This window comes from Streptomonospora litoralis (assembly GCF_004323735.1).
GTDB classification, from domain to species: Bacteria; Actinomycetota; Actinomycetes; order Streptosporangiales; family Streptosporangiaceae; genus Streptomonospora; species Streptomonospora litoralis.
In genome coordinates, this window is sequence record NZ_CP036455.1 from 1,876,639 (window position 1) to 1,898,895 (window position 22,257).

At 72.0% G+C, this 22,257-nt stretch carries 38 protein-coding genes and 1 tRNA gene; all 39 read right to left on the reverse strand.

The genetic code is table 11. From position 1 onward, the window contains the following. Positions 1-24: 24 nt before the first annotated feature. The 39 genes from EKD16_RS07955 to EKD16_RS08135 all read right to left on the reverse strand — a co-directional run bounded on the left by EKD16_RS07955 (position 25) and on the right by EKD16_RS08135 (position 22,257). Positions 25-450 carry a phage tail termination protein gene (locus tag EKD16_RS07955; protein WP_131097794.1) on the reverse strand — a complete coding sequence of 142 codons (426 nt, stop codon included), beginning with the start codon at positions 448-450 and terminating at the stop codon, positions 25-27. Further along, positions 450-782 carry a hypothetical protein gene (locus EKD16_RS07960; RefSeq protein ID WP_131097795.1) on the reverse strand — a complete coding sequence of 111 codons (333 nt, stop codon included), beginning with the start codon at positions 780-782 and terminating at the stop codon, positions 450-452. The genes EKD16_RS07955 and EKD16_RS07960 overlap by 1 nt, the downstream gene beginning before the upstream one ends. Continuing rightward, positions 782-1,114 carry a hypothetical protein gene (locus EKD16_RS07965; protein ID WP_131097796.1) on the reverse strand — a complete coding sequence of 111 codons (333 nt, stop codon included), beginning with the start codon at positions 1,112-1,114 and terminating at the stop codon, positions 782-784. The genes EKD16_RS07960 and EKD16_RS07965 overlap by 1 nt, the downstream gene beginning before the upstream one ends. Before the next feature lie 21 nt (positions 1,115-1,135). After that, complete coding sequence (locus EKD16_RS07970; protein WP_131097797.1) at positions 1,136-1,747, reverse strand: hypothetical protein; 612 nt, start codon at positions 1,745-1,747, stop codon at positions 1,136-1,138. 15 nt (positions 1,748-1,762) lie between these two features. Beyond that, positions 1,763-2,707, reverse strand: a complete 945-nt coding sequence (locus EKD16_RS07975) for a phage major capsid protein (protein ID WP_207391459.1) — start codon at positions 2,705-2,707, stop codon at positions 1,763-1,765. 66 nt (positions 2,708-2,773) lie between these two features. Further along, positions 2,774-3,418: a hypothetical protein gene (locus tag EKD16_RS07980; RefSeq protein ID WP_131097798.1), complete on the reverse strand. Its 645-nt coding sequence runs from the start codon at positions 3,416-3,418 to the stop codon at positions 2,774-2,776. A gap of 97 nt (positions 3,419-3,515) precedes the next feature. Further along, the gene (locus EKD16_RS07985; RefSeq protein WP_131097799.1) at positions 3,516-3,752 is read right to left on the reverse strand and encodes a hypothetical protein; all 237 of its coding nucleotides are present in this window, start codon (positions 3,750-3,752) and stop codon (positions 3,516-3,518) included. Further along, positions 3,749-5,311 carry a VG15 protein gene (locus EKD16_RS07990; RefSeq protein ID WP_131097800.1) on the reverse strand — a complete coding sequence of 521 codons (1,563 nt, stop codon included), beginning with the start codon at positions 5,309-5,311 and terminating at the stop codon, positions 3,749-3,751. Before EKD16_RS07990 ends, EKD16_RS07985 begins: the two co-directional genes overlap by 4 nt. Beyond that, entirely contained in the window at positions 5,298-6,797 is a 1,500-nt protein-coding gene (locus EKD16_RS07995; RefSeq protein ID WP_131097801.1) for a phage portal protein, read from the reverse strand. The genes EKD16_RS07990 and EKD16_RS07995 overlap by 14 nt, the downstream gene beginning before the upstream one ends. 14 nt (positions 6,798-6,811) lie before the next feature. After that, entirely contained in the window at positions 6,812-8,521 is a 1,710-nt protein-coding gene (locus tag EKD16_RS08000) for a terminase large subunit (RefSeq protein WP_131097802.1), read from the reverse strand. Next, a complete protein-coding gene (locus tag EKD16_RS08005; RefSeq protein WP_131097803.1) occupies positions 8,511-9,011 on the reverse strand; it encodes a phage terminase small subunit in 501 nt (166 codons plus the stop codon). The genes EKD16_RS08000 and EKD16_RS08005 overlap by 11 nt, the downstream gene beginning before the upstream one ends. A gap of 46 nt (positions 9,012-9,057) precedes the next feature. Next, positions 9,058-9,249, reverse strand: coding sequence for a hypothetical protein (locus EKD16_RS08010; protein ID WP_131097804.1), 192 nt, complete (start codon positions 9,247-9,249; stop codon positions 9,058-9,060). After that, a complete protein-coding gene (locus EKD16_RS25250; protein ID WP_165498520.1) occupies positions 9,246-9,419 on the reverse strand; it encodes a hypothetical protein in 174 nt (57 codons plus the stop codon). The genes EKD16_RS08010 and EKD16_RS25250 overlap by 4 nt, the downstream gene beginning before the upstream one ends. Before the next feature lie 50 nt (positions 9,420-9,469). Beyond that, positions 9,470-10,063: a bifunctional DNA primase/polymerase gene (locus EKD16_RS08015; RefSeq protein WP_207391460.1), complete on the reverse strand. Its 594-nt coding sequence runs from the start codon at positions 10,061-10,063 to the stop codon at positions 9,470-9,472. Between the two features lie 285 nt (positions 10,064-10,348). Further along, positions 10,349-10,543, reverse strand: coding sequence for a hypothetical protein (locus EKD16_RS25685; RefSeq protein WP_207391461.1), 195 nt, complete (start codon positions 10,541-10,543; stop codon positions 10,349-10,351). A gap of 110 nt (positions 10,544-10,653) precedes the next feature. Then, entirely contained in the window at positions 10,654-10,875 is a 222-nt protein-coding gene (locus EKD16_RS08025; RefSeq protein ID WP_131097807.1) for a hypothetical protein, read from the reverse strand. A 22-nt stretch (positions 10,876-10,897) separates the two neighbouring features. Beyond that, positions 10,898-11,206: a DUF7701 domain-containing protein gene (locus tag EKD16_RS08030; protein WP_131097808.1), complete on the reverse strand. Its 309-nt coding sequence runs from the start codon at positions 11,204-11,206 to the stop codon at positions 10,898-10,900. After that, on the reverse strand, positions 11,203-11,499 hold the full coding sequence (locus tag EKD16_RS08035; protein ID WP_131097809.1) for a hypothetical protein: 297 nt from the start codon (positions 11,497-11,499) through the stop codon (positions 11,203-11,205). The genes EKD16_RS08030 and EKD16_RS08035 overlap by 4 nt, the downstream gene beginning before the upstream one ends. Positions 11,500-11,635: 136 nt before the next feature. Beyond that, the gene (locus EKD16_RS08040; RefSeq protein ID WP_131097810.1) at positions 11,636-12,358 is read right to left on the reverse strand and encodes a DNA-methyltransferase; all 723 of its coding nucleotides are present in this window, start codon (positions 12,356-12,358) and stop codon (positions 11,636-11,638) included. Between the two features lie 90 nt (positions 12,359-12,448). Further along, positions 12,449-12,721 carry a MerR family transcriptional regulator gene (locus EKD16_RS08045; protein ID WP_131097811.1) on the reverse strand — a complete coding sequence of 91 codons (273 nt, stop codon included), beginning with the start codon at positions 12,719-12,721 and terminating at the stop codon, positions 12,449-12,451. 151 nt (positions 12,722-12,872) lie between these two features. After that, positions 12,873-14,507, reverse strand: coding sequence for a TROVE domain-containing protein (locus EKD16_RS08050; RefSeq protein WP_131097812.1), 1,635 nt, complete (start codon positions 14,505-14,507; stop codon positions 12,873-12,875). A 250-nt stretch (positions 14,508-14,757) separates the two neighbouring features. After that, positions 14,758-14,853, reverse strand: a tRNA-OTHER gene (locus EKD16_RS25255). A 22-nt stretch (positions 14,854-14,875) separates the two neighbouring features. Further along, positions 14,876-15,091 (reverse strand): hypothetical protein, encoded by a 216-nt coding sequence (locus tag EKD16_RS08055; RefSeq protein WP_165498521.1) that lies wholly within the window; start codon positions 15,089-15,091, stop codon positions 14,876-14,878. Between the two features lie 75 nt (positions 15,092-15,166). After that, positions 15,167-15,706 carry a hypothetical protein gene (locus EKD16_RS08060; protein ID WP_131097814.1) on the reverse strand — a complete coding sequence of 180 codons (540 nt, stop codon included), beginning with the start codon at positions 15,704-15,706 and terminating at the stop codon, positions 15,167-15,169. Then, positions 15,703-16,032: a hypothetical protein gene (locus EKD16_RS08065; RefSeq protein ID WP_131097815.1), complete on the reverse strand. Its 330-nt coding sequence runs from the start codon at positions 16,030-16,032 to the stop codon at positions 15,703-15,705. The genes EKD16_RS08060 and EKD16_RS08065 overlap by 4 nt, the downstream gene beginning before the upstream one ends. Further along, positions 16,029-16,529, reverse strand: coding sequence for a hypothetical protein (locus EKD16_RS08070; RefSeq protein WP_131097816.1), 501 nt, complete (start codon positions 16,527-16,529; stop codon positions 16,029-16,031). The genes EKD16_RS08065 and EKD16_RS08070 overlap by 4 nt, the downstream gene beginning before the upstream one ends. Then, positions 16,526-16,792: a hypothetical protein gene (locus EKD16_RS08075; RefSeq protein WP_207391462.1), complete on the reverse strand. Its 267-nt coding sequence runs from the start codon at positions 16,790-16,792 to the stop codon at positions 16,526-16,528. Before EKD16_RS08075 ends, EKD16_RS08070 begins: the two co-directional genes overlap by 4 nt. Further along, positions 16,789-17,259, reverse strand: a complete 471-nt coding sequence (locus tag EKD16_RS08080; RefSeq protein WP_131097818.1) for a DUF6221 family protein — start codon at positions 17,257-17,259, stop codon at positions 16,789-16,791. The genes EKD16_RS08075 and EKD16_RS08080 overlap by 4 nt, the downstream gene beginning before the upstream one ends. Next, a complete protein-coding gene (locus EKD16_RS08085; RefSeq protein ID WP_131097819.1) occupies positions 17,249-17,638 on the reverse strand; it encodes a hypothetical protein in 390 nt (129 codons plus the stop codon). The genes EKD16_RS08080 and EKD16_RS08085 overlap by 11 nt, the downstream gene beginning before the upstream one ends. A 204-nt stretch (positions 17,639-17,842) precedes the next feature. Further along, a complete protein-coding gene (locus EKD16_RS08090; RefSeq protein ID WP_131097820.1) occupies positions 17,843-18,133 on the reverse strand; it encodes a hypothetical protein in 291 nt (96 codons plus the stop codon). 22 nt (positions 18,134-18,155) lie between these two features. Further along, positions 18,156-18,626 carry a hypothetical protein gene (locus EKD16_RS08095; protein ID WP_131097821.1) on the reverse strand — a complete coding sequence of 157 codons (471 nt, stop codon included), beginning with the start codon at positions 18,624-18,626 and terminating at the stop codon, positions 18,156-18,158. Continuing rightward, complete coding sequence (locus tag EKD16_RS08100) at positions 18,623-19,378, reverse strand: hypothetical protein (protein ID WP_131097822.1); 756 nt, start codon at positions 19,376-19,378, stop codon at positions 18,623-18,625. The genes EKD16_RS08095 and EKD16_RS08100 overlap by 4 nt, the downstream gene beginning before the upstream one ends. Continuing rightward, positions 19,371-20,024 (reverse strand): HIT family protein, encoded by a 654-nt coding sequence (locus tag EKD16_RS26020; protein ID WP_242677289.1) that lies wholly within the window; start codon positions 20,022-20,024, stop codon positions 19,371-19,373. Before EKD16_RS26020 ends, EKD16_RS08100 begins: the two co-directional genes overlap by 8 nt. Next, positions 20,017-20,562, reverse strand: coding sequence for a hypothetical protein (locus EKD16_RS08110; protein WP_131097823.1), 546 nt, complete (start codon positions 20,560-20,562; stop codon positions 20,017-20,019). The genes EKD16_RS26020 and EKD16_RS08110 overlap by 8 nt, the downstream gene beginning before the upstream one ends. After that, positions 20,562-20,822: a hypothetical protein gene (locus tag EKD16_RS08115; RefSeq protein ID WP_131097824.1), complete on the reverse strand. Its 261-nt coding sequence runs from the start codon at positions 20,820-20,822 to the stop codon at positions 20,562-20,564. The genes EKD16_RS08110 and EKD16_RS08115 overlap by 1 nt, the downstream gene beginning before the upstream one ends. Next, complete coding sequence (locus tag EKD16_RS08120) at positions 20,822-21,094, reverse strand: hypothetical protein (RefSeq protein WP_131097825.1); 273 nt, start codon at positions 21,092-21,094, stop codon at positions 20,822-20,824. Before EKD16_RS08120 ends, EKD16_RS08115 begins: the two co-directional genes overlap by 1 nt. Next, complete coding sequence (locus EKD16_RS08125) at positions 21,091-21,426, reverse strand: hypothetical protein (RefSeq protein WP_131097826.1); 336 nt, start codon at positions 21,424-21,426, stop codon at positions 21,091-21,093. Before EKD16_RS08125 ends, EKD16_RS08120 begins: the two co-directional genes overlap by 4 nt. Next, complete coding sequence (locus EKD16_RS25690; RefSeq protein ID WP_207391463.1) at positions 21,419-21,886, reverse strand: hypothetical protein; 468 nt, start codon at positions 21,884-21,886, stop codon at positions 21,419-21,421. The genes EKD16_RS08125 and EKD16_RS25690 overlap by 8 nt, the downstream gene beginning before the upstream one ends. Then, positions 21,883-22,257, reverse strand: coding sequence for a hypothetical protein (locus EKD16_RS08135; protein ID WP_131097827.1), 375 nt, complete (start codon positions 22,255-22,257; stop codon positions 21,883-21,885). The genes EKD16_RS25690 and EKD16_RS08135 overlap by 4 nt, the downstream gene beginning before the upstream one ends.

The following is a 22,257-nucleotide window of genomic DNA, read 5'->3' on the forward strand; positions in this document are numbered from 1 at the left end:
GTGGGATCAGGTACAGGTGCGGCCTCAGGCGGGGGCCTGGGCGCGGGCAGTGAGCCTGTAGGTGGTCACGGTGCGTCGCACCGCCTTGTTGGAGTAGGGGACCTCGCCGGGGCCGGCGTCGGTGTCCGCGGTGTCGACGACCGCGCCGCCCCCATCGGGCAGCGCCACATAGGTGCCGCCGAGGGCGTGCATCGCCGCACGCATCCGCCGGGTCAGCACCCAGGCGGCGCCGCGGTCAGCACCGAAACACTCGACATCGACGTCGGCCTCATCGGTGACGCGGTCGTCGCCGCCGCCCGGCACACGCCGCACCGCTATCAGCGGCACCACGTCGGCCAGGTCCGCAGGCAGCTCGTTGCACAGCCGCACGTCGGCCAACTCGCCGGCCAGGTAGACGGTGACGACCAGCTCGGCATCGGGCCAGTCGCCCTGCTCGGTGCCGTTGCCCATCAGCCGCGGACCCGCACGCGGGCGGCGCGGCCGAGGATGCGCAGCCGATCGGTGCCGGCGTCGCCCCACTCGAGCGCCTCCGGCGAGCGCCCCTTGTCGGGGTGGTCGCCGATGATGCGGGCATAGGGGCGCCGGTCCGGCCCCGACCGGGTGCCCTCCTCGACCCGGATGGAGTCGGCGAAGGCGGGCGCGACATTCAGGCGGGCGAAGGCGCGCGCCTTGCCGGCACGCCCCTGGGCCACGGAGGCGAGGTGGCGGCGCACCTTGTCGGAGCGCATCACCTCGCCGATCCCCTGATACGACAGCTCCATCCGGACGCGTTTGGCGGGCATCAGCCACTCACCTCCCGGATCGTCATCTCGACATGAGCGAGCCGGCCGGTCGGAGATCCCCAACGCTTCGGCTTGCCGTCGATCTCGTAGCGGACGCCGGCGACCTTGACCTCGTCGGTCTCCACGACGTCCATGTCGCTGGGCCCGTCGATCCACCACTCCGAGGTGGTGGTATCGCGGTTGTCGAGGTCCTCCTCGCGGGATCCCGGCTGCATGTGGCAGTCGGGGTAATCGACCTCGGTCTCGCTGTAGACGTCGTTGCCGCGCTCGTCGGTGCCGGTGACGGTGCGGCGCACGACGGTGACGGTGACCGGGGCCCAGGAGGCTGGCACGGCGGCGCCCTCCTCCCCGCCTCACCACGGCAATTGCACCGTGGCGGCCCGTGTGCGGTACCGGTTGAGGATGCGGCGGTCGTCGCGGGTGAGCGTGACCGTGCCGGTCATCAGCGCATCCGCATACGAGATCGACTCGCCGCCGGCCTGCTCGCTGCGTACGCCGGGCTGCTGGGGCACCAGCAGCTGGCGGATCACCATGCCGCACACCACCGCGACCACATCGCCCGGCGTCGTGGCATACCCGTGGGTCCAGGTGACCTCGGCGGTGGTGGCGGCGGCGTCCAGGTCGGCCCACCATTCGGGGGCGTTGAGCAGGACGTCGCCGCCGGTCAGGTTGATCGAGTCGATGCCGTCGAACATGTAGGGCACCTGCGCCGGCGGCGACTGGCCCCACGGGTCGACGATGCCGACCGCGCTGACGCTGAGGACCGGGCGCTGCGGTAGCCGCACCCGCCCGTTGATGATCCGCAGGATCTGCGTCGACTCCTGCTGCCCGAAGTCCTGGCGGGTGTAGTTGCGGACGATCGCCGAGGCGTCGTCCAGCACTGCCTCGACGCGGTCCTCTTCGGCCGTGGTGAGGGCGCGGCCCAGCCGCGCCTCGATATCGGTCTGGGAGGCGAGCGCAGCCATCCGCGCTCACCCCCTTTAGGAGCCCTCCGGCTCGATGACGGCGAAGGGATAGCGGGTGCCGCTGGTGCCGTTGAGCGCGGTGACGGGGTTGGCCGTGGCGAAGGCGACCCGCATGGTGACCCGCATGGCCTGCGCATCCTGCTGCATGAGGTTGAGCACGACCGCGCCGGAGTCGTCGGAGATAACGCCCTCGGTGAACATCTTGAAGGTGATGTCTGACCGCAGTCCGAGGATCGCCTTGCCGAAGTCGCCGCCGAGAATCTCGGCCTGGGAGTCGTCCCACGCCCCGTTGTCCAGCTCCGGCATGGGGTAGCCATACAGTCCCGTGGAGATGGGCCCCGACAGATTCTGCTGGTAGATCGGGGTGTTGTCGTCGGCGCGCAGGCCCAGCAGCCGCCACTTCAGGCCCGGGCGGGCGACGAAGCCCTTGACGGTGTACCCGTCGGTGGCGACCTGTTCGCCGAGTTTGGTGACGTCGTGGGCGATGTCGGGGCCGGTGCCCAGGGTGAGGTTGTTGCCGGCCGCCACAGCGGCGGGCACGATCCCGGTCGGCCAGGTCGTCGGCTTGTTCGCGCCGAACAGCGCCGCGCCGTCGATTTTGGCGCCGATCGCCTCGACCAGGCGCGGACGCACCTCGTCCCAGACGGGCACCTGCGCGTCGTCGAGGTAGGCCTCGGGGATCGGCACGATCACCGCCAGCTCCTCGGCGGTGAGCGTGACGCCCTTCCACTCCATGGAGCTGGTCTGCTTGAGGCCGGTGTCGCCGCCGCCGACCCAGTAGGCCTGGGGCAGGACGTCGAGCACCGGCATGCGCTGCGTCTTGGCGGACATGGTGACGCGTCGGGCCATCTGCAGGATGGCCGACTGCGTGGGCAGCTCCTGCATGATCGCCTGGCTGACCGGTTCGGGAACCAGCGGGTCCGACGGGGACCCGCGGCTGATCATGTCGTCGTAGGGCACGGGGACTCCTCACATTCGGGCAGCACCCGGCCCGTGCCACAGGGACGCCGGCGCTGCGAGGTGGATCTACTGGCGCCCGGCCGCGCGACGCAGCCAGGCGTTGGGGTCGGCCTGCGGCGGTGCGCCGCGGCTGCCCTGTTTGAGGTCGGCCGGGGGCGGCGAGCTGGAGGCGGGCGCGATCTTGGACCACCGCTCCACTGCGGCCTTGATGGCCTTGGAGTCGGGGCGCCCGGACTCGTCGAGGAACTTCGTGAGCTTGAGGTCCTCGATGAAGTCGTCGATGCCGGCGACCTTGCCGGCCGCTGCGGCCTTGAGCTCGGCGCGCGCGAGGTCCTCGCCCATCTCCTGGCGGACCTTGGTCTCGGTCTCGTCGCGGGCCTGGGCGACGGCTTTCTCCTGCTCGCTCATCTGGGCGCGCTTGAGTTTGTCCAGCTCAGCCTGGGCCTTCGCGTTCTGCTTGGCTCGGTCCTCCCATTTGCGGCTCGCTTTGAGCCGCTCGGTGACCTGGCCCGGGGTGAGGCCCTCGTCCTCCAGCTCCTTGAGCAGCGCCGACCAGCTGCTCTCGCCCGTGCCGGACTGGTGGCCGCCCTCGCCCCCGCCCTGGTTGGCGGAGGAGGTCGACGACTGGTCGCCTCCGGCCTGCTGCTGGTCGCCTCCGGTCGTGTGGGTCGGCTCCTGGGTGTCGCCCGTGCCGGGCTGGTCGTCAGACATGCGTCCTACTCCCGTGTCGGGTGTGGGTGATCGGCCCCGTGCCGGGGCATGAAAAAACCCCGCACCGTCCGGTACGGGGTTGATCGGAATCCGCGCGCTACTGGCGGCGGCTCATCTGCGCGAGCTGGTCCAGCGGGTGCTCATGCTCGCCGCGCGGCTGCCACCGCAGGTCCTCATCGCCGAAGGGTTCGCGGTGGTCGTGGGTGTTGCGCAGGATCGCCTCGGGGATCCCCTCGGGGAAGGCCGGGCAGCCGATCGGTTCGCCGGGCATCAGCCCGCCGGTGCGGTGCCGGCAGGTGGCGCACTGCGGGGGACCGAGGCGGTTGCGGCTCATGTCCCCTCCTCCCATGCGCGGTGCAGGCGTTCGGCGATCAGAACAGAAAGCTCGTAGGCGTCGTCGCCATTCACAATGTAATCGGTAAACGATTCCGCGACAAGTTCCCCGAAATCCGTCGCCCCGTATTGGCCGATCTGTTGTTCCACGAATTCCGCGATCGCGTCCTCGTCGTGGATGTCGACGCCGCGGTCGAGCAGGTACTGCAGGTACTGCTGCTGCAGCGGCGCGTCGAACGGGCCCGTGGCCTCCATCCACCGCCCGTCCAGCCCCTGGTCATCGAGCAGGTGCGCGAACTCGTGCACCGCCACCGAATACGGGCCGGCTCCCCCGGGAAACGTCCACCCGCTGGCGGGCTCGTCGGCGGCGTTTTCCAGCGCCGTCTGTCGGTCGCCGAAACTCGCGGTGTTGAAATGCAGCGACGCGGAGTCATACCACGCCTCGGCGTGGGAGGTCGAATGCCTCATGCCATCCGGGCCGGCCGAGGAAACCTCGGTCACATCCACGTCGGGATAGCGCTGGGCCATGTCCACCAGGGCGCGGGCGATGTCGGCGGCGTTCTCCGCATCCAGTCCCGCCAGGTCCACCTGCACCTGGGTGCCCAGTGCCTCGGCCAGGCCGGTGCGGAGCCGCTCCTCCACGGCCGCCAGGTCGCCGCCCGCATCGGGCGCGGCCGCTGGCGGCTCCTGCTCGTCGCCCTCCCGCGCGTTGACCCGGGTCGGGGCCGGGCGGTCCGGGGAGAGCCCCAGCTGGTCGGCGTCGGTGAACTGTTGGTCGGCCACCGTCAGGGTGGGCCCGTATTCGCCGTGCTCGCGGGTGACGATCAGCCGACGGTAGTCCCTCTCGCGGCCGCCGCGGTCGACCGCCTCGCGACCGAACGCGGCCTCGACGGCGTCGTGGGTGGCCTCGAGCAGCTCCTCGTCGATGACCTGGCCCGGGTCGTCGTCGCCGGTCAGCGGCGCCACACCGCAGTCGCAGCCCGGATGGATCGGCAGCAGCTCCTCGCGGTGGTAGCGCTGCGTCGAGGCGATCAGGCACAGCGCGCACGTCTCCGCGCCCCTGGGGACCCGCCGGTAGCCCGTGACCGCGTCGACGCCTGCCATGACCGCCTGGGCGGTGTAGACCTTGGCCATCTGCAGGTCGGTGGCCGCGATCTTCTCGGCGCGGCTCATGCCCTGCTCGACGGCCTTATCCAGCGGCGCACCCCGGCTCAGGGCGGTCCAGATCGTGTGGAACGGCCGCAGGTAGACCTCGGCCATGTCCACGCCGCGCAGGTCCTGCGGCAGCTGCGCGGGCAGCGCCTCCTGCGGCGGCTCCACGCGGCGACCGAGCATGTCGGCCAGCAGCTCCAGGAGGTAGGTCAGCACCTGGCCGGCCATGTCGCGCTGGGCCCCGGTCACGCTCGGCACGATCTGCTCGACCCACCGGCGCGCATCGGCGTCGCGGTAGGACGACAACGACGCGAACTCCTGGCGCACCAGGGCGAGCAGGTCCTCGCGCAGCTGGTGGGTGCGGCGCCCCTGCGCCTCGATCAGCGCCCGCTGCTCAGCCGCCCCCAACGCCCGGCTCCTGCCCACCGGCCGGCGGCGCGGCCGCGGCGTTCTCGTCCTCCTCGGTCGGCGGCAGACCACCGCGGTTCTGCGCCCCCGCGGTAGGCGGCGGCGGGTTGGCGGCCATATGGGCCTGGAACATCTCGGTGGCCCGGTCGGCCTCCATCCGCTCGATCTGAGCCGGGGTGTAGTTGAGATCCTCCATGTTCTGCCGCCAGGGCACACCGACCTGCTTCCGCTTCAGCGCGGCGTCGGCGAGCTCGGCCATGCTGCGCGACTCCGGATCCTTCCAGATGGTCTCGGAGTCGACGGCCGCCTCGCGCCCGGTGATGCGAAACGCGAGATCCAGGACCTGCTCCCAGGACTCGCCGAACTGGCGCTGACGCTCTAGCGCTTTGGAGACCAGCCCGGTCTCGGCCGCCTTCAGCGCGTCCCCGCTGGCGTTGACGATCTCGCCGAGCAGGTAGTGCGGCGGGGTGCGGGTGATCGCGGCGAGGTCACGCACGTCGGCCTCGGCCGCCTTGAGCAGCGGACCCAGGTCCGCCTGGCCCAGCTCCTCGATCTTGAACTCGGGCGAGTCCAGAACCCAGAGCAAATCAGCGCCCGGGTCGAAGGGAAGGTCTTCGCGTTCCAGCTCGGGGCCGGTCAGCACCCGCTGGCGAAACGCCTGCATCGCGGCGACGATCATCCGGTGCAAGGTCGTGTTGTTAATGCGATCCTGGATGTCGCACACGTCTTCGAACTCGCCGACGCCGTAGCCGTCCAGGTGCGGCCGGTTGATGAACGGCACGACCGGCACGAGGCCGTCGATGGGCGCGGCCGCGTAGCCGTCCTGGCCCTCGCTCTCGTCGATCCCCCACCGGTTGGCCGACCACCGGTTGGAGGCGTCTTTGCTGGTCGCCCGGAAGTAGTGCACCCCGGTGGGCAGGTAGACGACGGCCCGGTCGTAGCCGTCGAACTCGTCGCACCACCACTTCAGTGCCGCACGCACCCGCCGGCGCCGCAGCGGGTCGCGGGCGTGGATGACCTCGCGCGGATCCTCGATCGTGATCAGCGGGGTCTCTGGCTTCTGGGGGTCGCGGCCGACGATGGCATATGAGCGGCGCATCACCAGCGCCGCGCGGTGCAGCAGCCCCGAGTCGGCGTCCAGGCTGTTGGCCTGCCAGATGCGGGCGGCCTCGGAGTCGGCCCCCTGGCCGTCGGCGCCCTGGCGAAAACCCAGCACCCGCAGCCGCTCGAGAACCGCCTCGACCACCAGCCCGGTGAAGTTGGACCGGGCCTGCTCCTGGAACCGGCGGTAGGACTCGGCGGCGCGGCGGTGGCCGGTCGGCAGCGGGTGGTCGCCGCGGTCGTAGCCGTCGAGCTTGTCCATCTGCTCACGGTCGGCCTGCAACCGGCGGCCGAGGCGGATCAACCACCACCCGGGCGACTCCGGAGTCTGGTCGAGGATGGTCGACTCGGGGCGCGACTCCAGCTCGACGGTCACCAGCACCACCCCCCAACGCTGAGTCAGTACCGGCGCAGCCGGCGCTTGCGGGTCTGGCGCTGCAGCACGCCGTGGGCGATGGCATCGGCCCGGGCCTGGAACGCGAGGATCCCGGCGACGATGGCGTCGATTTTCTTCGCCGACTCCGGGTGTTCTTTCATGATCTGGACACCGGAGTGGGAGGAGCGGCGGCGCGCGTTGAGCGCGTGCCGGGTCAGGACGTGGTCGCCGTCGTGGGTCATCTCGCCGTCGACGATGGCGTTGTACAGCCGGTCGGTGGCGCGCACGATCTGGATCGACCGGCCACCGGTCATCCACCACTCGATGGGGTTGGACCGGGAGGCGGCCACGTGCAGCTGCCGACCGTAGGCGGCCTCCCACGCCGAGACCGACGACTCCCATTTCGCGGGGTCGGCGTAGAAGCCGACCACGGTGTAGCGCTCGAACGCCTGGGCGACTGCGGCCTCGACCTCGCCGACCGGCACCCGCCAGTCCTGCCCGTCGGGGCCTTCGGGCTGCTCCCACACGCGGAGCACGAAGAGGTGCCCGTCCTCGACGCGGCAGCCCACCAGCGCGGTCGCGTCGGCGGTGCCGCGGGCCCGCTTCTGGGAGCCGTCGAACCCGAGGGTGATCATCTCGCCGTCGGCGACCACCGCGGTCACATCCGCGCGCGGCTTCCACTCCTCTTCGCTCAACCAAGCGTCGGCCGCCTCGGTCGTCTGGTTGAAGAAGTAGCGGCGGAACTTGCCGGGCTTGGTGCGGGTGTCGTATGCGGAGTTGACCATCCGCTCGAGGTCCATGGCCTCGGCGAAAGGCCCGTAGGCCTCACGCAGCCCCTGCAGGATCTGCGCCTCGTCGGTCAGGTCCAGGCCCAACGACGCCTCGCGGTGATCGAACAGCAACCGGCCGCCGCGGGTCTCGCCGCGCAGGATCTGGCGGGCGAAGGTGTGCGTCGCCTCGGCCACGGACTCCTCGCCCTTCTGATACATCGTCGAGGTCTCGATGTACCAGGGCTGGGCGACCAGCCGTTTCTCCAGGTTGCGGCGCACGGTGTCATACATCGACCGCAGCGCCGGCAGGACGTAGAGGTGCGTCTCGTCGAAGACCGCGAAGGTCTCCAGCCCGCCGTCCTTGCTGGCATCAGCCGAGGTCGAGGGGCGGACCTCCCCGCGGTAGGGGGCGGGGAGCATGATCCGGGTCTTGCCGGCGTCCATGCCCGGCACCTGCGCGAGCGGCCCCTCGGTCAGGTTGAGGTAGACGGTGGCGTAGGTGTTGCCGGTCTGCCGCTCCTCGGTCGCCAGCACGCGGATGAACGGCGAGGTGACGTGGCGGCCCATGGGCTCGCCGGGCGCGTAGACGTAGACGAATCCCAGACCGTAGGGGTCCTCGTAGACCTCGCCGCCCTCGGCCCACCCGGCGAACCGGCACGGTCCCAGCGCCTCGAACAGCACGATCCGCCCCGCCTGGCCGGACTTGTCGCGGCCTTTGGCCCGGCTGAAGAACGCCGAGTCGTACAGGCGCCGGCCCGACCGCGGGGCCAGCCCGTAGCAGTCGACGATGTGGGCGGCGAGCTCGTCGTCGAGCGGGACCGCACCGTCGAGCTCGGGGTTGAGCGGGCGGCCCTCGATGTCGCCGGGCCCGTGGACGGTGAAGTACTCCATCCACGCCAGCGCCAACCAGCCCAGCGACCGCGCCCGGTCGTGGTTGGGATCGCGGATCAGCTCACGGGGCATCGGCGGTCAACCGGCGGCGCCGGTCGTCCAACCGCGCGACCGTCTGGTCGCGGCGGTTGGTCGCGCCGCCCGCGCTGGTCGCTTCCTGGTCGCCGCCGGTCGGGGACTGGTCGACGTAGCGGATGCGCAGCGCCATACGCGCATCCGCGGTGGTGCCGAGGATGCGCTCGCGCTGGCGCAGCTCGGTCGCCGCCTTGGTGAAGCCGCGGTAGAAGTCGTCGGCGATCAGCGCGGTCTCGGCCGCGAACAACCAGTCCGACTCCGACCACAACCGGCAGTGCGGCATGGTCGACACCGTGCGCCACCACGCCCGCGTCATGGTCGTCAGCTTGAGCCGCTTCATCTCGCCGTCGACTAGAACGGCGCGCGTGGCCGGCGGCGCGACCGGCGGCGTGCGGGTGTATGGCTGGTTGGGGACCTCGTGCCAGGTGTGCGTCGGCTGGTTGCGCCGGGCCGCGTTCTCCTTCGGTTCGGGTCCAGTCAGAGGCATGATCGATCTCCCGTGCCGGGACAGCCCCGCCGTCCCCGTGCCGGGGTCAGCGAGGAGCGAGGGCCAGCAGAATCGCCTGGCAGCGGTGGCAGCCGTAGTGCGCATCCCAGGCCGCCGGCGTCTTGCGCAGCGCGCGGACGGTTCCCGCGGGGTCGGTGCGCAGGTCGGCGTGGACGCGGTCGGGCTCGTCGGCGCGGTAGAGGCGGCCTGCGACCGGGCGCCGGACGACGGTGATCACACCGCGACGTCGACGGTGTCGTCGGTCAGCAGCGCGGTGCGCGCGCCGCAGCCGACGGAGCGCTGCCGGTTCTCGGTCTCGGCGAGCTGGTCGACGATCAGCGCGAACGGCTCCTCCGTGCTCTCGCCGACGTGGACCATCGGCAGCGTCAGGACCTGGATTCGGGCCATGGGTTTCCTCCCGTGTCGGGACTCTCGCGCCGTCCCGTGCCGGGAGGGCGCTACAGCAGCTCCGCCAGGACGGCGGAGAGATCGGCGAGCTGTGACGGCGCCCTGTGCCAGGGCCGGTGCGTCACGGTGATGTAGCGGCCGGCGCCGTAGACCTCGACGGTCCCGGCGCCGTAGACCAGCCGCCGCCCGTGGGCGAGGTCGCCGTAGCCCCACACGTGCAGGCCGTCCCCTGACGGGCTGACCTCGATGTAGGTGGCGGGCAGCTGGTCGAGCAGCGGTTGCGCCCACGACCGGGCGTGGCCGTCGGGGGTGAGGCAGTGGTCGAGGTCCAGGCAGACCAGGCCGTCGCCGTCGAGGACCAGGCCGAGGCCGGCGCCCACCCGGCTGGTCGCCGCGGTCGCGTAGGTCGACCAGGTGGTCGCGTCGGTCGAGGAGGCCGGTCGGCCGGTGGTCGTCAGCGGGACCTTGGTCGGCGAGTGCCGCACCCAGCGGTCGCGCTCGACCAGCGCCCTCGGCAGCGCGGCCGCGGCCGCGCGACGGCGCGCCCTCGATGCAACCTGGCGGCAGCGCGCCGAGCAGTAGCGGGCGTGGCGCCGCGCCATGGTCGGCAGGGGGGTGGGGCACTGCTCGCATCGCCGGTCCATGCCCACCAGTCTACCGCGGGACTGTCACACTTTTAAGTGTCTGATCTGCGGCAATGTATTTGTGTGACCGCGCGTGAGGCGGGTTGGTTCGCTGAGGCGGGCCGCGCCGCGGCGGGGTCGCGCCCACCCGCGCCGGGGCGTGCGCGGCCGCGAGCGTGCGCCTGAGCGCCGCCGGGCCTCAGAAAAACCGGAACCCGTACAGATCGCGAGACGCAGCACCTTCCCGGGCGCGCGACACCCCCGGTCGGGGGGTTACCCCCCACCCCACCTGCGCAAATACCCAGGTCAGAGCAGGCCCGGATGCTGTTCCGGAGGCCGGCGGTTGGAGAACCGGCGTCGCTGGGCGTTGCCCTCGGCCGAGGACTTGCGGCGGTGGTGCCACTCGCACAGGGCTTGGAGGTTCTGGTCGCGGTGGTCGTGCTTGCCCTTGATGTGGTCGACCTCGGTCGCGGCCCGTGTGCATCGGCGACCATCCGTCATGATCCATCGGCATCGGTGACCGTCGCGGTCGAGGATGCGCGGTCGGATGGTCGTGTACCAGTCGGGCGGCAGCTCGGCCCGTCGACCACTGCCCTCCCACTGCCCCGGCATCAGCCGGGCCCCTGCTTGTTCTCCCCGCCGTGGTGGCCGGGCCAGATCCCGTTGGCGTCCATGTGCCACTGCGCGCAGATGCGCCGGGCCCGGCTCTCGCCGACGTGCTTGTCGAGCTGGCGTACGCACCGGGTGTAATCACCGTCGGTGCCCCACCGGATCTTGGCCGCGCCTTCGCCGCGCAACCAGTAGGCCTTGAGCTGGTTGATGCCGTCGGCCATGGCCACCTCCGGGCGGGCTGGGTCAGCGGCGGCCGATGCCCAAGGCGGCGGCCGCCGCGCGGATGGCGTCGACGTAGGGCTGGTCCAGGCGCTGGACGTCGTGGGCCAGCTGGTTGAACGGGATGATCGACCGGTGGTCGGGTCGGCTGCGTGAGCGCCACAGCGACCAGGCGTCGTGCACGTCGCCCGGGGTGGTGGCGCCGGCCTTGGCGTGGACGAGCAGGGCGTAGTGGTCGAGCAGCACGGGCTCGTCGGCCAGGTCCGGGTGGCGCTGGGTGAGTAGGTGGCGGGCGTGGTCGACGTAGGTGGTCGTGTGGTCGGGGGCCGTCACAGGGGGCCCTCGGTCTGGCCCCGCTGGGCGGCCTGCTCGAAGAGGGCGCGGGCGCGCTCGCCTTCGCGGGCAACCTCGTCGTGGTCGAACTGGGGGACCAGGCGCACGCCGACGCTGCCGAGCGCTTCGGGGTCGGGTGGCTGGACGGTGACCTCATGGAGCTCGGTGGGGGCGACCATCTGCATGAGGGTCTCGGCGGTGTCCTCTCGGACGCCCGCGTCGATCAGCTCCTGGCGGTAGGCGCCGAGGGTCTCGGCGGTGGTGCGGGGCTTCTCGGGGTGAGCCTCGGACACGGTGTCCTCCTGGTGAGCGTGGGTATCGGTGGTCCCGGGAGCGGGCCGGGGTGCGGCTGCCGGGTGGTGGCCGCGGGTGTGAGGCCCCGACCCCCGCGCAGACCCCCCGTAGACGGGGGTCGGGGAGCGCAGGGGGTTATTCGGGGGCGGTCTGGTCGAGGCGGTCGCGGGCGATGGCGGCGTAGTGGCCGCTGATCTCGACGCCGACGAAAGCGCGGCCTTCGGCCAGGGCGGCGACGCCGGTGGAGCCGGCGCCGGCGCAGGGGTCGAGGATCGTGCCGCCGGCGGGGGTGATCTTGACCAGCTCGCGCAGGACCTCGACGGGCTTCTGGGTGATGTGCTGGCGGCGGCGGCCGCGGGGTTGGGAGCCCTCGACGAGGCCGGGCAGGTAGATGGTGGGGGCGTGGCGGTAGGGCTCGCCGTGGGTGCCCCAGACGACGTATTCGCAGGCCCTACGGAATCCGTCCTTGGTGGGGCGGGTGGCGGGCTTGTGCCAGGGGATGATGCCGCGCCAGGTCCAGCCGGCGGCCTGGAGGGCGTCGGTGGTGGTGGGCAGCTGCGACCAGTCGGTGAACACCAGCGCGCTACCGCCGGGGCGGGTGATGCGCAGCCCGTGGCCGAGGAGGAGGCCCAGCCAGGCGAGGTAGCCCCGCTGGTCCTTGGTGTCGCCGGTGAAATCCGCGAGGTCGTGCTGGGCGTCGCCGGAGACGTATTTGCCGCGGGCGGTGTCGCCGCGGCGGGCGGCGGGTGTGAGGCCGCCGGCGTTGTACGGGGGGTCGGTGATCAGGGCGTCGGTGGTGCCGGTGGGCAGGGTGGGCAGGATGGCGAGGGCGTCGCCGTGGTGGATGGTGGCGGGCACGTGGGCTCCGGAGCAGTGGGGTGGGGGTCTGCACCGGACGGGGTGGCCGCCTCGGGGCACAGGTCCCGAGGCGGCCTTTGGAGCAACCCTCTATGAGGAGTCGTTCGGGGGTGGGTTCGTGACGGCTGCGGTGCCGGGGGTTTTGGGGTGGGGGGTGCGGCGGGCGCGGTGGCGGGTGGCTTGTTCGGCGCGGGCGACGTCGACGAGGCTGTACTTGGCCTCGCCGCGTTCGCCGGGGTTGGCGCGGGTGAGTAGGCCGCGGCGGCACCATTGGCGGATGGTGGAGGGGTCGACGCCGCAGTGGTCGGCGGCCTCGGCGGTAGTGATCAGCTGGAAGGGGTCGGCCAGCAGCATGAGCACCACCGCCCTCCGAAATGACGAATGCCCCGGCCAGGTGTCCTGGTCCGGGGCATAGAGGTGTCGCTGGCATCAGCGTGACATGTCACGGCACCAAGATCAACGAATCGGGTTCGTGACGGTCGTGTCGCTGATGTGAGGTCGGCGACGGGCGGGGTTATGCCGCGGGTTCGTCGGCGGTGGTCTGCCAGGGCCAGGCGGCGGCGCGGCCGGCCTCGAGCAGGGGGATGAGGCGGAAGCAGGCGTCGGTGAGTCCGCCGAAGGTGTGCCGGTGGCCGAGGCCGCTGGGGGCGTGACCGCGCTTGTAGCCGGCCAGGTTGAAGGTGTACATGGGCACCCGCTCGGGGATGGCGGCGTGGACGCTGGGGCCGGCGGCCTGCTCGTCGGTGAGCAGCACGACGCGGTCGTGGCCGGCGTAGTGGCGGTGCAGGGCGGCTGCGGTATCGGTGCCGCCGCCGAGGAAGTAGCCGCCGCGCGACCACCGATCGAGGCTGCGCAGCAGGGACTCGCCGGCCTTCAGGGGGAACGCTGCGGTGTGGGCGCCGCGGGGGTCGCCGACGTAGCGCTGGGCGCTGGAGAAGCTGACGACCTCGGCGGCCGCGCAGCGGGCGGCCAGGGCGACGCCGAACAGGGCTGCGGCGTCCCACCGCATCATGGTGCCGTCGGCCGAGAACCCGCTGTGCATGCTCGAGCTGGTGTCGACCATGACCAGGGTGCGGCCGGTCAGGGTCGGGATGTTGGCCAGCGAGTGGGTGAGCGCTTGGTCGAGGGCGTAGGCCCACCGCAGGCTCGGCGCCTGGCGGTAGGCGGTCAGGAACCGGAACGGGAACTGCTTGGAGCGGGCGACCTGGTCGGGGTCGGCCAGCCGCTGGGCGACGTGCTGGGCGACGCTGTCGGGCACGCCGGCCTCGTCGAGGTTGCGGAGGTTACGCAGCGTGGCCATGTAGCCCATGGACGGCAGCACCGATTCCCACAGCGCCACCTTGTCGACGCGGTCGCCGGCGATCGACAGCACCTGCTCCCAGGTGAATGCGAGGTCGCGCAGCGCGTCGGGGTCGAGCAGGGCGGCGGGGTCCTCGGCGGCGCGGGCGCGCAGGCGCGCATGGCCGTTGAGCCGCTGCAGCGCGCCGGGGATGTCGGCGTCGGGGCGGTGGCGGCGGTCGATGGCGTAGCCGTAGAGGACGTCGCGCCAGGTGCCACGGATGTGGGGGTGGTGGGTGCGGGGCTGGACCAGCTCGACCACGTCGCCGAACCGGTAGTCGGCGGCGGAGCTGTCGTACTTGAGCATGGTGCGCTCGTTGTAGAGGTCCAGCAGGGCGTCGGCCACGCCGCGCTTGAGGGCGATGGGCATGCGGCGGCCGTAGCGGCCGTGCCAGTAGGCGATGAGCTCGCCGGGTTCGTCGGCGCGGCCCAAGGCGGCGCGCACGGCCGTGCGGGTGTGGCCGGAGGCGCCGGCCTCGGTGCGGGCGTGGGCCATCTCGGCGGCGGCGACGAGGGGCGCGGTGCGCATGTGGGCGCCGGTGCGTAGCCAGCCGATGAGGCCGGTGAGCCAGGCGGGGTCCTCCAGGGCCAGGCGGTGGACGAGGGTGCGGTAGCGGCCGTCGCGCACGCCGGCGGCCTCGTAGAACGTCTGTTCGCCGACGAGGTTGGTGACGGCGAGGAGGAACAGTTCGCTGCGGGGGTCGCGGGCGTGGCCGGGTGCGCCCTCGTGGGTGGCGCCGGAGGCGATCTCCTCGGCGCGGACGGGGCTGCGGCCGGCGGGTAGGGTGCCGCCGCGGTTGAACTTGGCCATCGGGCTCCTCCTTCAGGGGTGGGAGGAGCGGCTCCATGGGCGGCCCGATAACAGGGTGGCGTCGGGGTTTAGTGTCCTTGGCCGCTGGACGACACCAGCCAGGGGCTGGCGGCGGGATTCGAACCCGCGTCTCTCCTTTGCGAGAGGAAGTATCCGGCACCGGCACTTCGGGCCGCCTATGGAGTTGTCCTCCCGAGAACGGGGCGGCGTCGGTACGTAAGCGCTCTGCCAGCTGAGCTACACCGGCGTTACCCGGTGACGGGACTCGAACCCGCGACCACTCGATTAACCATCGAAGTATCCGATGCCTGCACTTCGGTGAGGTGGAAATGACCGTAGCACCGGGTGATACGCCGATTCCAACGCGTTTATGGATTGTCATTGCCCGCGTTATCGGCGAGGCGCCAGCCCCACAGCTGCGGCGTCGCCTCGGAGCCGCCGACGGTGACCTCGAGGGTGCGGCCGGGCAGCATCAGGGCGGGCAGTCCGGTGGCGGTCACGAGGTCGGCCACGGCCGCGACGATCGTCGTGCCGCGGCCGTCGTCGAGGGCGATCTCGAGGTCCTGGCCGTCCAGGCGCACCACGCGGGCGCGGAGACACGTCGACATCATTACGGCACCGATCATCAGCAGAAACGGGGGGCGAGGGCGGTACAGAGCTTAGTGCAGACCGGTGACAGGCGGGTCGGGAACGTAGACGCGGCGGAAGTCGTCGTGGCCGGTCGTGGCGCGGTGGGCCTCGCGCCAGGCCGCCAGATCCGCGGAGGTGGGGAACTCCTGCAGGCGCCAGGGCGTGCACGCGCGGCACCACAGCAGGTGCCGCGGCTCGGTGACGTTGAGCCGCCGCAGCGTGCCCAGATCCGTCCAGGGCGCGGCCGCGGCGGGCGGGGCGTCGAGGTTGATCGCGGTGTCGGGGTCGGTGATCGTCACGGAGTCCTGCACCCCGGCGTGTTCGTAGAGGGCCGGCACCGGCCACAGCTCGGCGCGGCGGAGGACGTAGTGGTGCACGCGAGGGCCGGTCGGGCGGACGCGGACGGCGCCGGGGCCCCACCAGGAGGCCGGGTCGTCATCGGGGGGCGGCTCGATGTGCCAGCCTTCGGCGGGGGTCACGTCGACCCGGCAGCACCTGCCGTCCAGCGGTCCGCCGACGATCACGACGCGGTGGCCGGCGGCGTCTGGGTCGTCGCTGACGCGCCTCATCGCGCCGTCGGCGAGCCGGTGAAGCTGACGAAGAAGGCGATGAGGCTGCAGGCGATGGTGACGCCGGCGGTGGCGCCCCACCGGGCGTCGCCGGTCCAGATCCAGGCCAGCAGCAGGGCGGCGGTGGCCACCGCGAGGGCGGCGGCGATGTAGGCCGGGAGTCCGCGCGGGGCCGGGTCGTCCTCATCGCCGGTGCGGATCGTCAGCTGGTCCTGGCGGACGCCGGCGTCGCGCAGCGCCTGGACGATGGCGCCGTGCAGGGGCTCGTCGACCTGGTCCACGGTGACGTGCAGGCGGGTCGGTGCCGGCGTGGTCGGGTCGCTCACGTGCGGTCTCCCGGGACGTAGCTGAAACGGCGGGGGTGGCCGAGCTGGCGCTCGTAGGTCAGCTCGGTGATGGTGCTGTCGGGTGCCAGCGCGGGGCCGGTGGTGTGAGGGACCACCAGGCGCAGGCGGTCGGCACGGGCCGTGACGGTGCGGCCGTCGGCCGGGCCGCCGACGAGGACGGCCTCGTATTCGCCGTGCACGTGCTCCTCATGCGCGATGGCGATCATGCCGACGTGGTCGTCCTCGACGCCATCGGCGAGGAAGACCTCGCGGTGCAGGGCGGCGTCACAAGCCCTGAAGACGACCGCGACGTCGGGGACGGTTGTGCGCAGTTCCTCCGTTAGCTGCCGCTGCATGCGCGCGGCGGCCGCCGCCCGCCCGGTGGTCTCGACCTCGAAGGGATCGGCTGTCAGGTGGCCCCATCCGATCGGGCGGTGCCCAGGCGGGACGTCGGCGGTGAAATGCTGCAGCGAGAGCGGGGCGGGGTGTTCGGTCACCGGGGCCTCCCTACGGGGTCCTGGTCGGCGTGGGGTGCGGCGAGGACGAGGCCTGCCCGGTCGCAGAACTCGTCGAGGTCGATGCCGCCGTCGTAGGGGCGGCCGGTGTCGAAGTCCGCCACCAGGGGACCGCTGGGGTCGTCGAGGTTGACGGTGCCGTGGCCGTACCGATAGCGGAGATAGAGGCGGTTTCCTGCGAGGGTTTCTGCGTCCCACTGGGCGGGGCACGCCCAACAGGTTTGGACGGCGCGGACGATGATCACGGCGCCCACCTTTCGGGGTCGTAGTCGGGGTGGTCGGCGTAGACGGCGGCCGCGTCGAGGATGGCGTCCCAGCACGCCTCTCGGTAACCATCATCCTGGCCGCGGACGCGCGTGGCCACCGATGCGGGCATGCGGGCCGCGCGTTCGTACCGCTCGATCAGGCGCCGCTTGGCCCGGGCCTCGGCCAGCGCCCGGTCGGGATCCCAGCGGGCCATGTGGCGCTGGTTCGTCAGGGCGGGCAAGGGGTGATCGTCGGCGTCCTCGCCGTGGGCGGAGGCGATCTCCCAGGCGCAGGTATCGCGGCCGCACGAGTCGCGCGGGCCGATGCCGTAGGAGTCGGCGTCGGCGACCCAGCGCCGCGGGGGCTCGCCGGTCTCGGCGCGGGTCGCGGCCAGGGCTATCGACTCGTCCTCGGCGATGCGCGCCTTGAGGAAATCCAGGACGATTAGCGATTCGTTAATCGGCATTCTCACGGCCTTGGGCCACGTCGACGGCGTGCAGGGCGAGGATGAGGTCGGTGTGGGATCTGGGGTCGATGCCCAGCTGGTTCGGGTCGGTCTCGCCGCTGAGTGCGGCCAGCACCATGTTCAGCGGGTGGGCGGCTGTGCGGCTCGGGTGGGGCCAGGTGACGGCATGGGAGCGCCAGTGTTCGGCGGTGAACACGGCGGCTGCGAGGCGGCGGCGCAGCGGGGCGGTGGTGGCGCGCTCGGTCTCGAGCGCGGCGCTGACGGCCCGCCAGATCATGGCGTTGCGGTGTGCGGGGTCGGGCGGCATGGTGTCGCCCCACTGGTCGATCAGTTCGTAGACGGCTGCGTAGGCCGGGTCCAGCCCGGGCGGGTTATCCATGGGTCTTCTCGTTCTTCCGTTTCCAGGGCCACCACCAGCGCGGCCGGTAGGTGCCACACGGGCAGTGTCCCGGGATCGCGATCAGATACGGGGGGATGTCCTTCCACCCGGCGGCGCATTGGCCGAAGAAGAACTGGCCGATGCTGTTGGGGCCTTCGCCGCGGGTGTGGGCCGATTTCGGGTGTCCGCACGTGCAAATCAGCCTCATACGTCCTCCAAGGTCGCGTCGAGGGTGAGCTGGCCGGTGATCTGCTCGCCGGCCTCGGCGGGGCGTCGGCGGCCGGTGCACAGCTGGCAGGTGGGGTCTTGCCACACGGGGTGCAGCCGGTCCGGGCTGATCGCGAATCCGGTGTGGCAGGCGGGGGCGGGGACCTGGACGCCGGCGATCCAGGTGCAGAGGTCCTGGGCGTGGATGACGTGGGAGTCGCCGATGCGGATGGCGGCGCCCTGGAACTGGGCCCGCATGGCGGCGGCCTGGGCCTCGACGTCAGGCATCAGCCGGCCCCGGGGTGCTGGGTCATAGCGCCGCCCGCCCGGAGCCGTTGAGCTCCACGGTTTCCGTATGGCGGGGTTCAGGCCGCTGGTTCGGGGGCGGGTCGTCGACGAGCCGAGGCACGGTCGGCCTGCCGCCGGGGTTGGGGCACTCCTCGTGGATGCGCCCGCAGAAATGCAGGTCCAGCCAGGAGTACACGCCCCCCTCAGCGGTCAGCCCGGCGATGGCGAGCCCGTCCACCAGCGCGCGCCGCGCCGCGGCCGAGGCGGGGGTGCCGGGTGTGTACAGCAGCGCGTCGCCGTGGGCGCCCAGGATCGTGGCGGCGCCCCGGCAGGTGTCCTCTTTGCACCCGCGGCACGGCAGGGCGTCCAGGTGCAGCTGTAGCTGGTGCCAGTCCACGGCGGCGAGTTCGTGCATGCGCAGCGGTACCAGGGCGGCGAGCATGTCGCGTAGTCGAGGGTGGGGGTGGCCGGCCGAGCTGGGTGTGTGCGTCATGATGCGGCGGCCTCCAGGTCGGCGTCGGTCACCGGCGTGCGGCACGAGGAGCAGTAGGCGGTCGAGCCGGATTCGCGGACGACGGCGAGCAGCTCGCAGGCCGGGCAGATGACGCCGGGCACGGTCTCCAGGCGGCGGGTCTGGCCGGCGCGGGCGCGGGCGCGGCGGTGCAGGGTGAGGATCTCCTCGACGGCGTCGGCGGCGCCGAGGTCGACGGGGACGTGGGCGTCGTCGTCGCGGATGCGGCCGACGTCGGACAGCAGGTGGAGATCGCCGATGTCCTCGAGCTTGAATTGGCGCATCATCGGCTCCGGCGGCAGATTGAGCAGGACCTCGAGGTGGCGGCCGAGAGTGGTGGTGATGCGGGTCAGGGGGCGGCCGGCGGGCTGGGGGCCGAGGGTGGTGCGGTCGGTCAGCCGGGCGACGACGCGTACCCGCTCCTCCCAGCTCGCGAGGACCTCGTACAGCTCGCGCATGAGGGCGTCGACGTCGCCGCGGATCGGCAGCGGCGCCTCGGCGCGGCCGGTGCCGCCGCTGCGCTCACCCAGCGGGCGGCTGGTGGGGCGCAGGTGCAGCCATAGCCAGGCGTAGAGCTCGGGGAACTCGGCGATGGCGTCGGCGAGGATGCGCCGGTCGGCCTCGCACAGCAGCCGCGGGCCCCAGGCGCCGCGGTACTCGCGCTGGTCGTCGATCCAGTAGGTGGCGCAGCGTTCGCCGCGCGCGCACTCACGGCCGTCGGAGTCCTCATGCATGGGTGCTGTCCTCCTGCTCGTCGGTGGTGTGGCGCCACCGCTCCCAGGCGGCCTGGCGGGTGATGCCCAGCTCAGACCCGATCTGTTCCCATGTCCAGCCGTGGTGACGTGCGTGGGCGACTGCGCGGCGCGTCAGGTGCTGGGCGTGGTCGGTGGCGCCGAGGGCGGTGCGGATCTGCTCGGTCGGGATGGAGCGGGTGTGGGTGATGATGTCGTCGGCGGCGCGGGCGGTGACGTCGTGGAGGGCGGTGAGGCGGGCCTCCAGTTCGTCGACGCGGTCGCACCGGTGGGGGGCGTGCGGGTCGCCGGTGGTGCCCCAGGGCAGCATCAGCCCGTCGCCGTCGGTGCGCGGGACGACGTGGATGTGCAGGTGGTACACGGATTGGGTCGCGGCCGCGCCGATCGAGGTGAGGATGTTGGTGGAGGCCCACGCGTCGGCGAGCTGGGCGGCGCGCCGCATGACGTGGGCGGTGATCTCGGGGTCGGCGACGGCGTGGGCGACGTGGCGGCGCGGGATGACGAGCGTGTGCCCCGGCACCACGGGGTTGAGCGGTGTGATCGCGAGGGCCTCCGGCCAGGAGTCCACGACGGTGGCGGGCGCGTCGCCGTCGACGATGCGGCAGAACACGCAGCTCGGGTCACGCATCGGTGGCCTCCTGGTCGCGTAGCCCGGTGGGGCGGACGTTGCGCATGACGCGGTAGACCTCCTCGACCTGGTCGGGCGTGAGGTCAGTGGCCTCGGCCAGGGCGTAGAGGAGGATGACGTCACGTTCGGCCGCCTCGGCGCACGCCAGCCACTGTGCAGCCATGCCGCGCAGCACGGCCGGGTCGATGCGCACGGCGCGGCCGCCGAGGAGGTTCAGGTGGACGAACGGCGCGGCGTCGAAGACGCTCACGCCGGGCACGAAGGTGAGCGTGCCCTTGATTCCGAAGCCGTGCTTCTCGTAGCGGGACCGCAGCCCGAGGAGCATGCCGCTCACGATCTCCTCGCCGAGCTGGAGTTCGCGGAAGACGCCGGCGGCGGCGGCCTCGGCTTCGGCGCGGGCGGCCGCGGCATGCATCGCCTCGGCGAGCCGGCGGACGGCGGCGCAGTCGAGCACCAGCTCCTGGTGGCGATAGGTGACGCGGCAGGTCGGCGGCGAGGCGCGGGTGGCCTCGATGGTGATGCTGTCGTCCTCGGACATCAGCCTTCCTCACGGTCGCGGTTGAGGCGGGCCTCGAGGGCGGCGGTGAGCCCGGGCGGGATGGGCATGGCCACGCAGCCGCCGGGGCCGCCGGCGCACTCGCAGGCGCACGGGCGCGCGGCGGCCTCGTCGTCGGGCAGCGGCCAGGGCAGGCCGGCGTGTTCGGCGTCCTCCGGGCCCATCCAGGTGTGGGGGCCGTGCGGGGTCGGGCAGTAGTCGAGCATGCAGGGCTCGCAGCGCGTCATCATCACCAGCACCATCAGCGGACCTCCTTCTGGCGGTCGTCGAGGCCCTCTTCGAGCGCGGTTCGGAGGTTCTCGCCGGTGAGGTCGTCGGCGTCGTCCAGGCACCAGCCGGTCAATCCGTTGATGTGCGGCCCGTCGAGTTCGACGAAGAAGCCCGGGTGGCCCGGACCGTTGGGGTCGGTGCCGTCGTCGTAGAAAAACGAGATGCGGCTGATGGTGTCGGGGTCGTGGGTCTCTCCGTTGAGGAGCGCGGCGAGTAGATCCTCGAGGTCCGTGAAGTGGGTCATCGGCCTGCGCTCCCGTCGGTGGTGGCGGCCTGTTCGATGCGGGCCAGTCGTTGGCGCAGGTCGCGCATGTTGTCGCTGGTGATCTCGTTGAGCTGGACGAAGGTCTTGTGGTTGCTCGCGAGTTCCTTCTCAATGGCGTTTACGCGCTGAGCGATGTCGGCGAGGAGTTCGGGCGGGTCGGCCCGGCCGCGGGAGGCCATGAGGGTGGCGTAGGCCAGGCGCCATCCGTCGGTGTTGTCGACGGCGTCGAGGTCGCCGGTGATCGGGTCGGTGCTGGTGAGGTGGGCCAGGACGAGAGCGCGCCAGTCGGGCGAGGCGATCGAGTCAGGCATGGGTCGGGCCTTCCGTGCGTGGGTGGTCGATGAGGTAGGCCAGCGATGCGGCGAGCAGCGCGGCCGCGTAGTCCTGCGCCTGGTCGGCGGTGCCGGCGTTCAGCTCGCGGCCGGAGTGCACGCCGGCCTTGTCGTGCCAGGCGTAGGCGCCGCCGTCGGGGTGGACGCCGTACAGGCCGGACCAGGCCGGGTCTTCGGCGGGCAGTGGCACGACGGCGATCTCGTCGGTGCCGGGGTCGGAGTCGAGCCAGCGGATGCGGGTGTGGCCGCCGTGGCCGTGGATCGTCTCGACGGAGTCCATGCCGTGGTCCCAGTGGACGGTGCTGGGGCGGTCGCCGCGCCAGCGGACGGCGGCGGTGCCGTCGGGCCAGCAGATGCCGTCGGCGACGATGCCGGTGCCGGATACGCCGGTGACGTCGTGGTCGCGTTGGAGGGCGAAGCGGCGGGGGAGCGGGGTCATGTCAGGTCCTCGATGTCGGCGCGGGCCTGGTCCCACGAGGTGAACTTGATGGCGCGGTCGTCGATGTAGGCCAGCGAGGCGATCTTGCGGTTGGAGACGAGGATCGTTTCGCGCTCGTTCCAGAAGACGCGGTCGGTGCGGTGGTCGGGAATGGCGTTGAGGCCGCGGGCGCACAGCCACCCGGCGACGGTGTCGGCGTCGCGGGTGGTGTGCACGACGACGGCGAAGGTGCGCTGCATCTCGGCGAGGGTCTCGATCGCGCCGGGCACGGACGGGTCGTAGATGGTGCCGTCGTGCCAGCCTCGGGTGTAGGCGTGGATGACGCCGTCGAAATCGACGGAGATCGTGCGGGGTTTCGGCTGGTCGGTCAT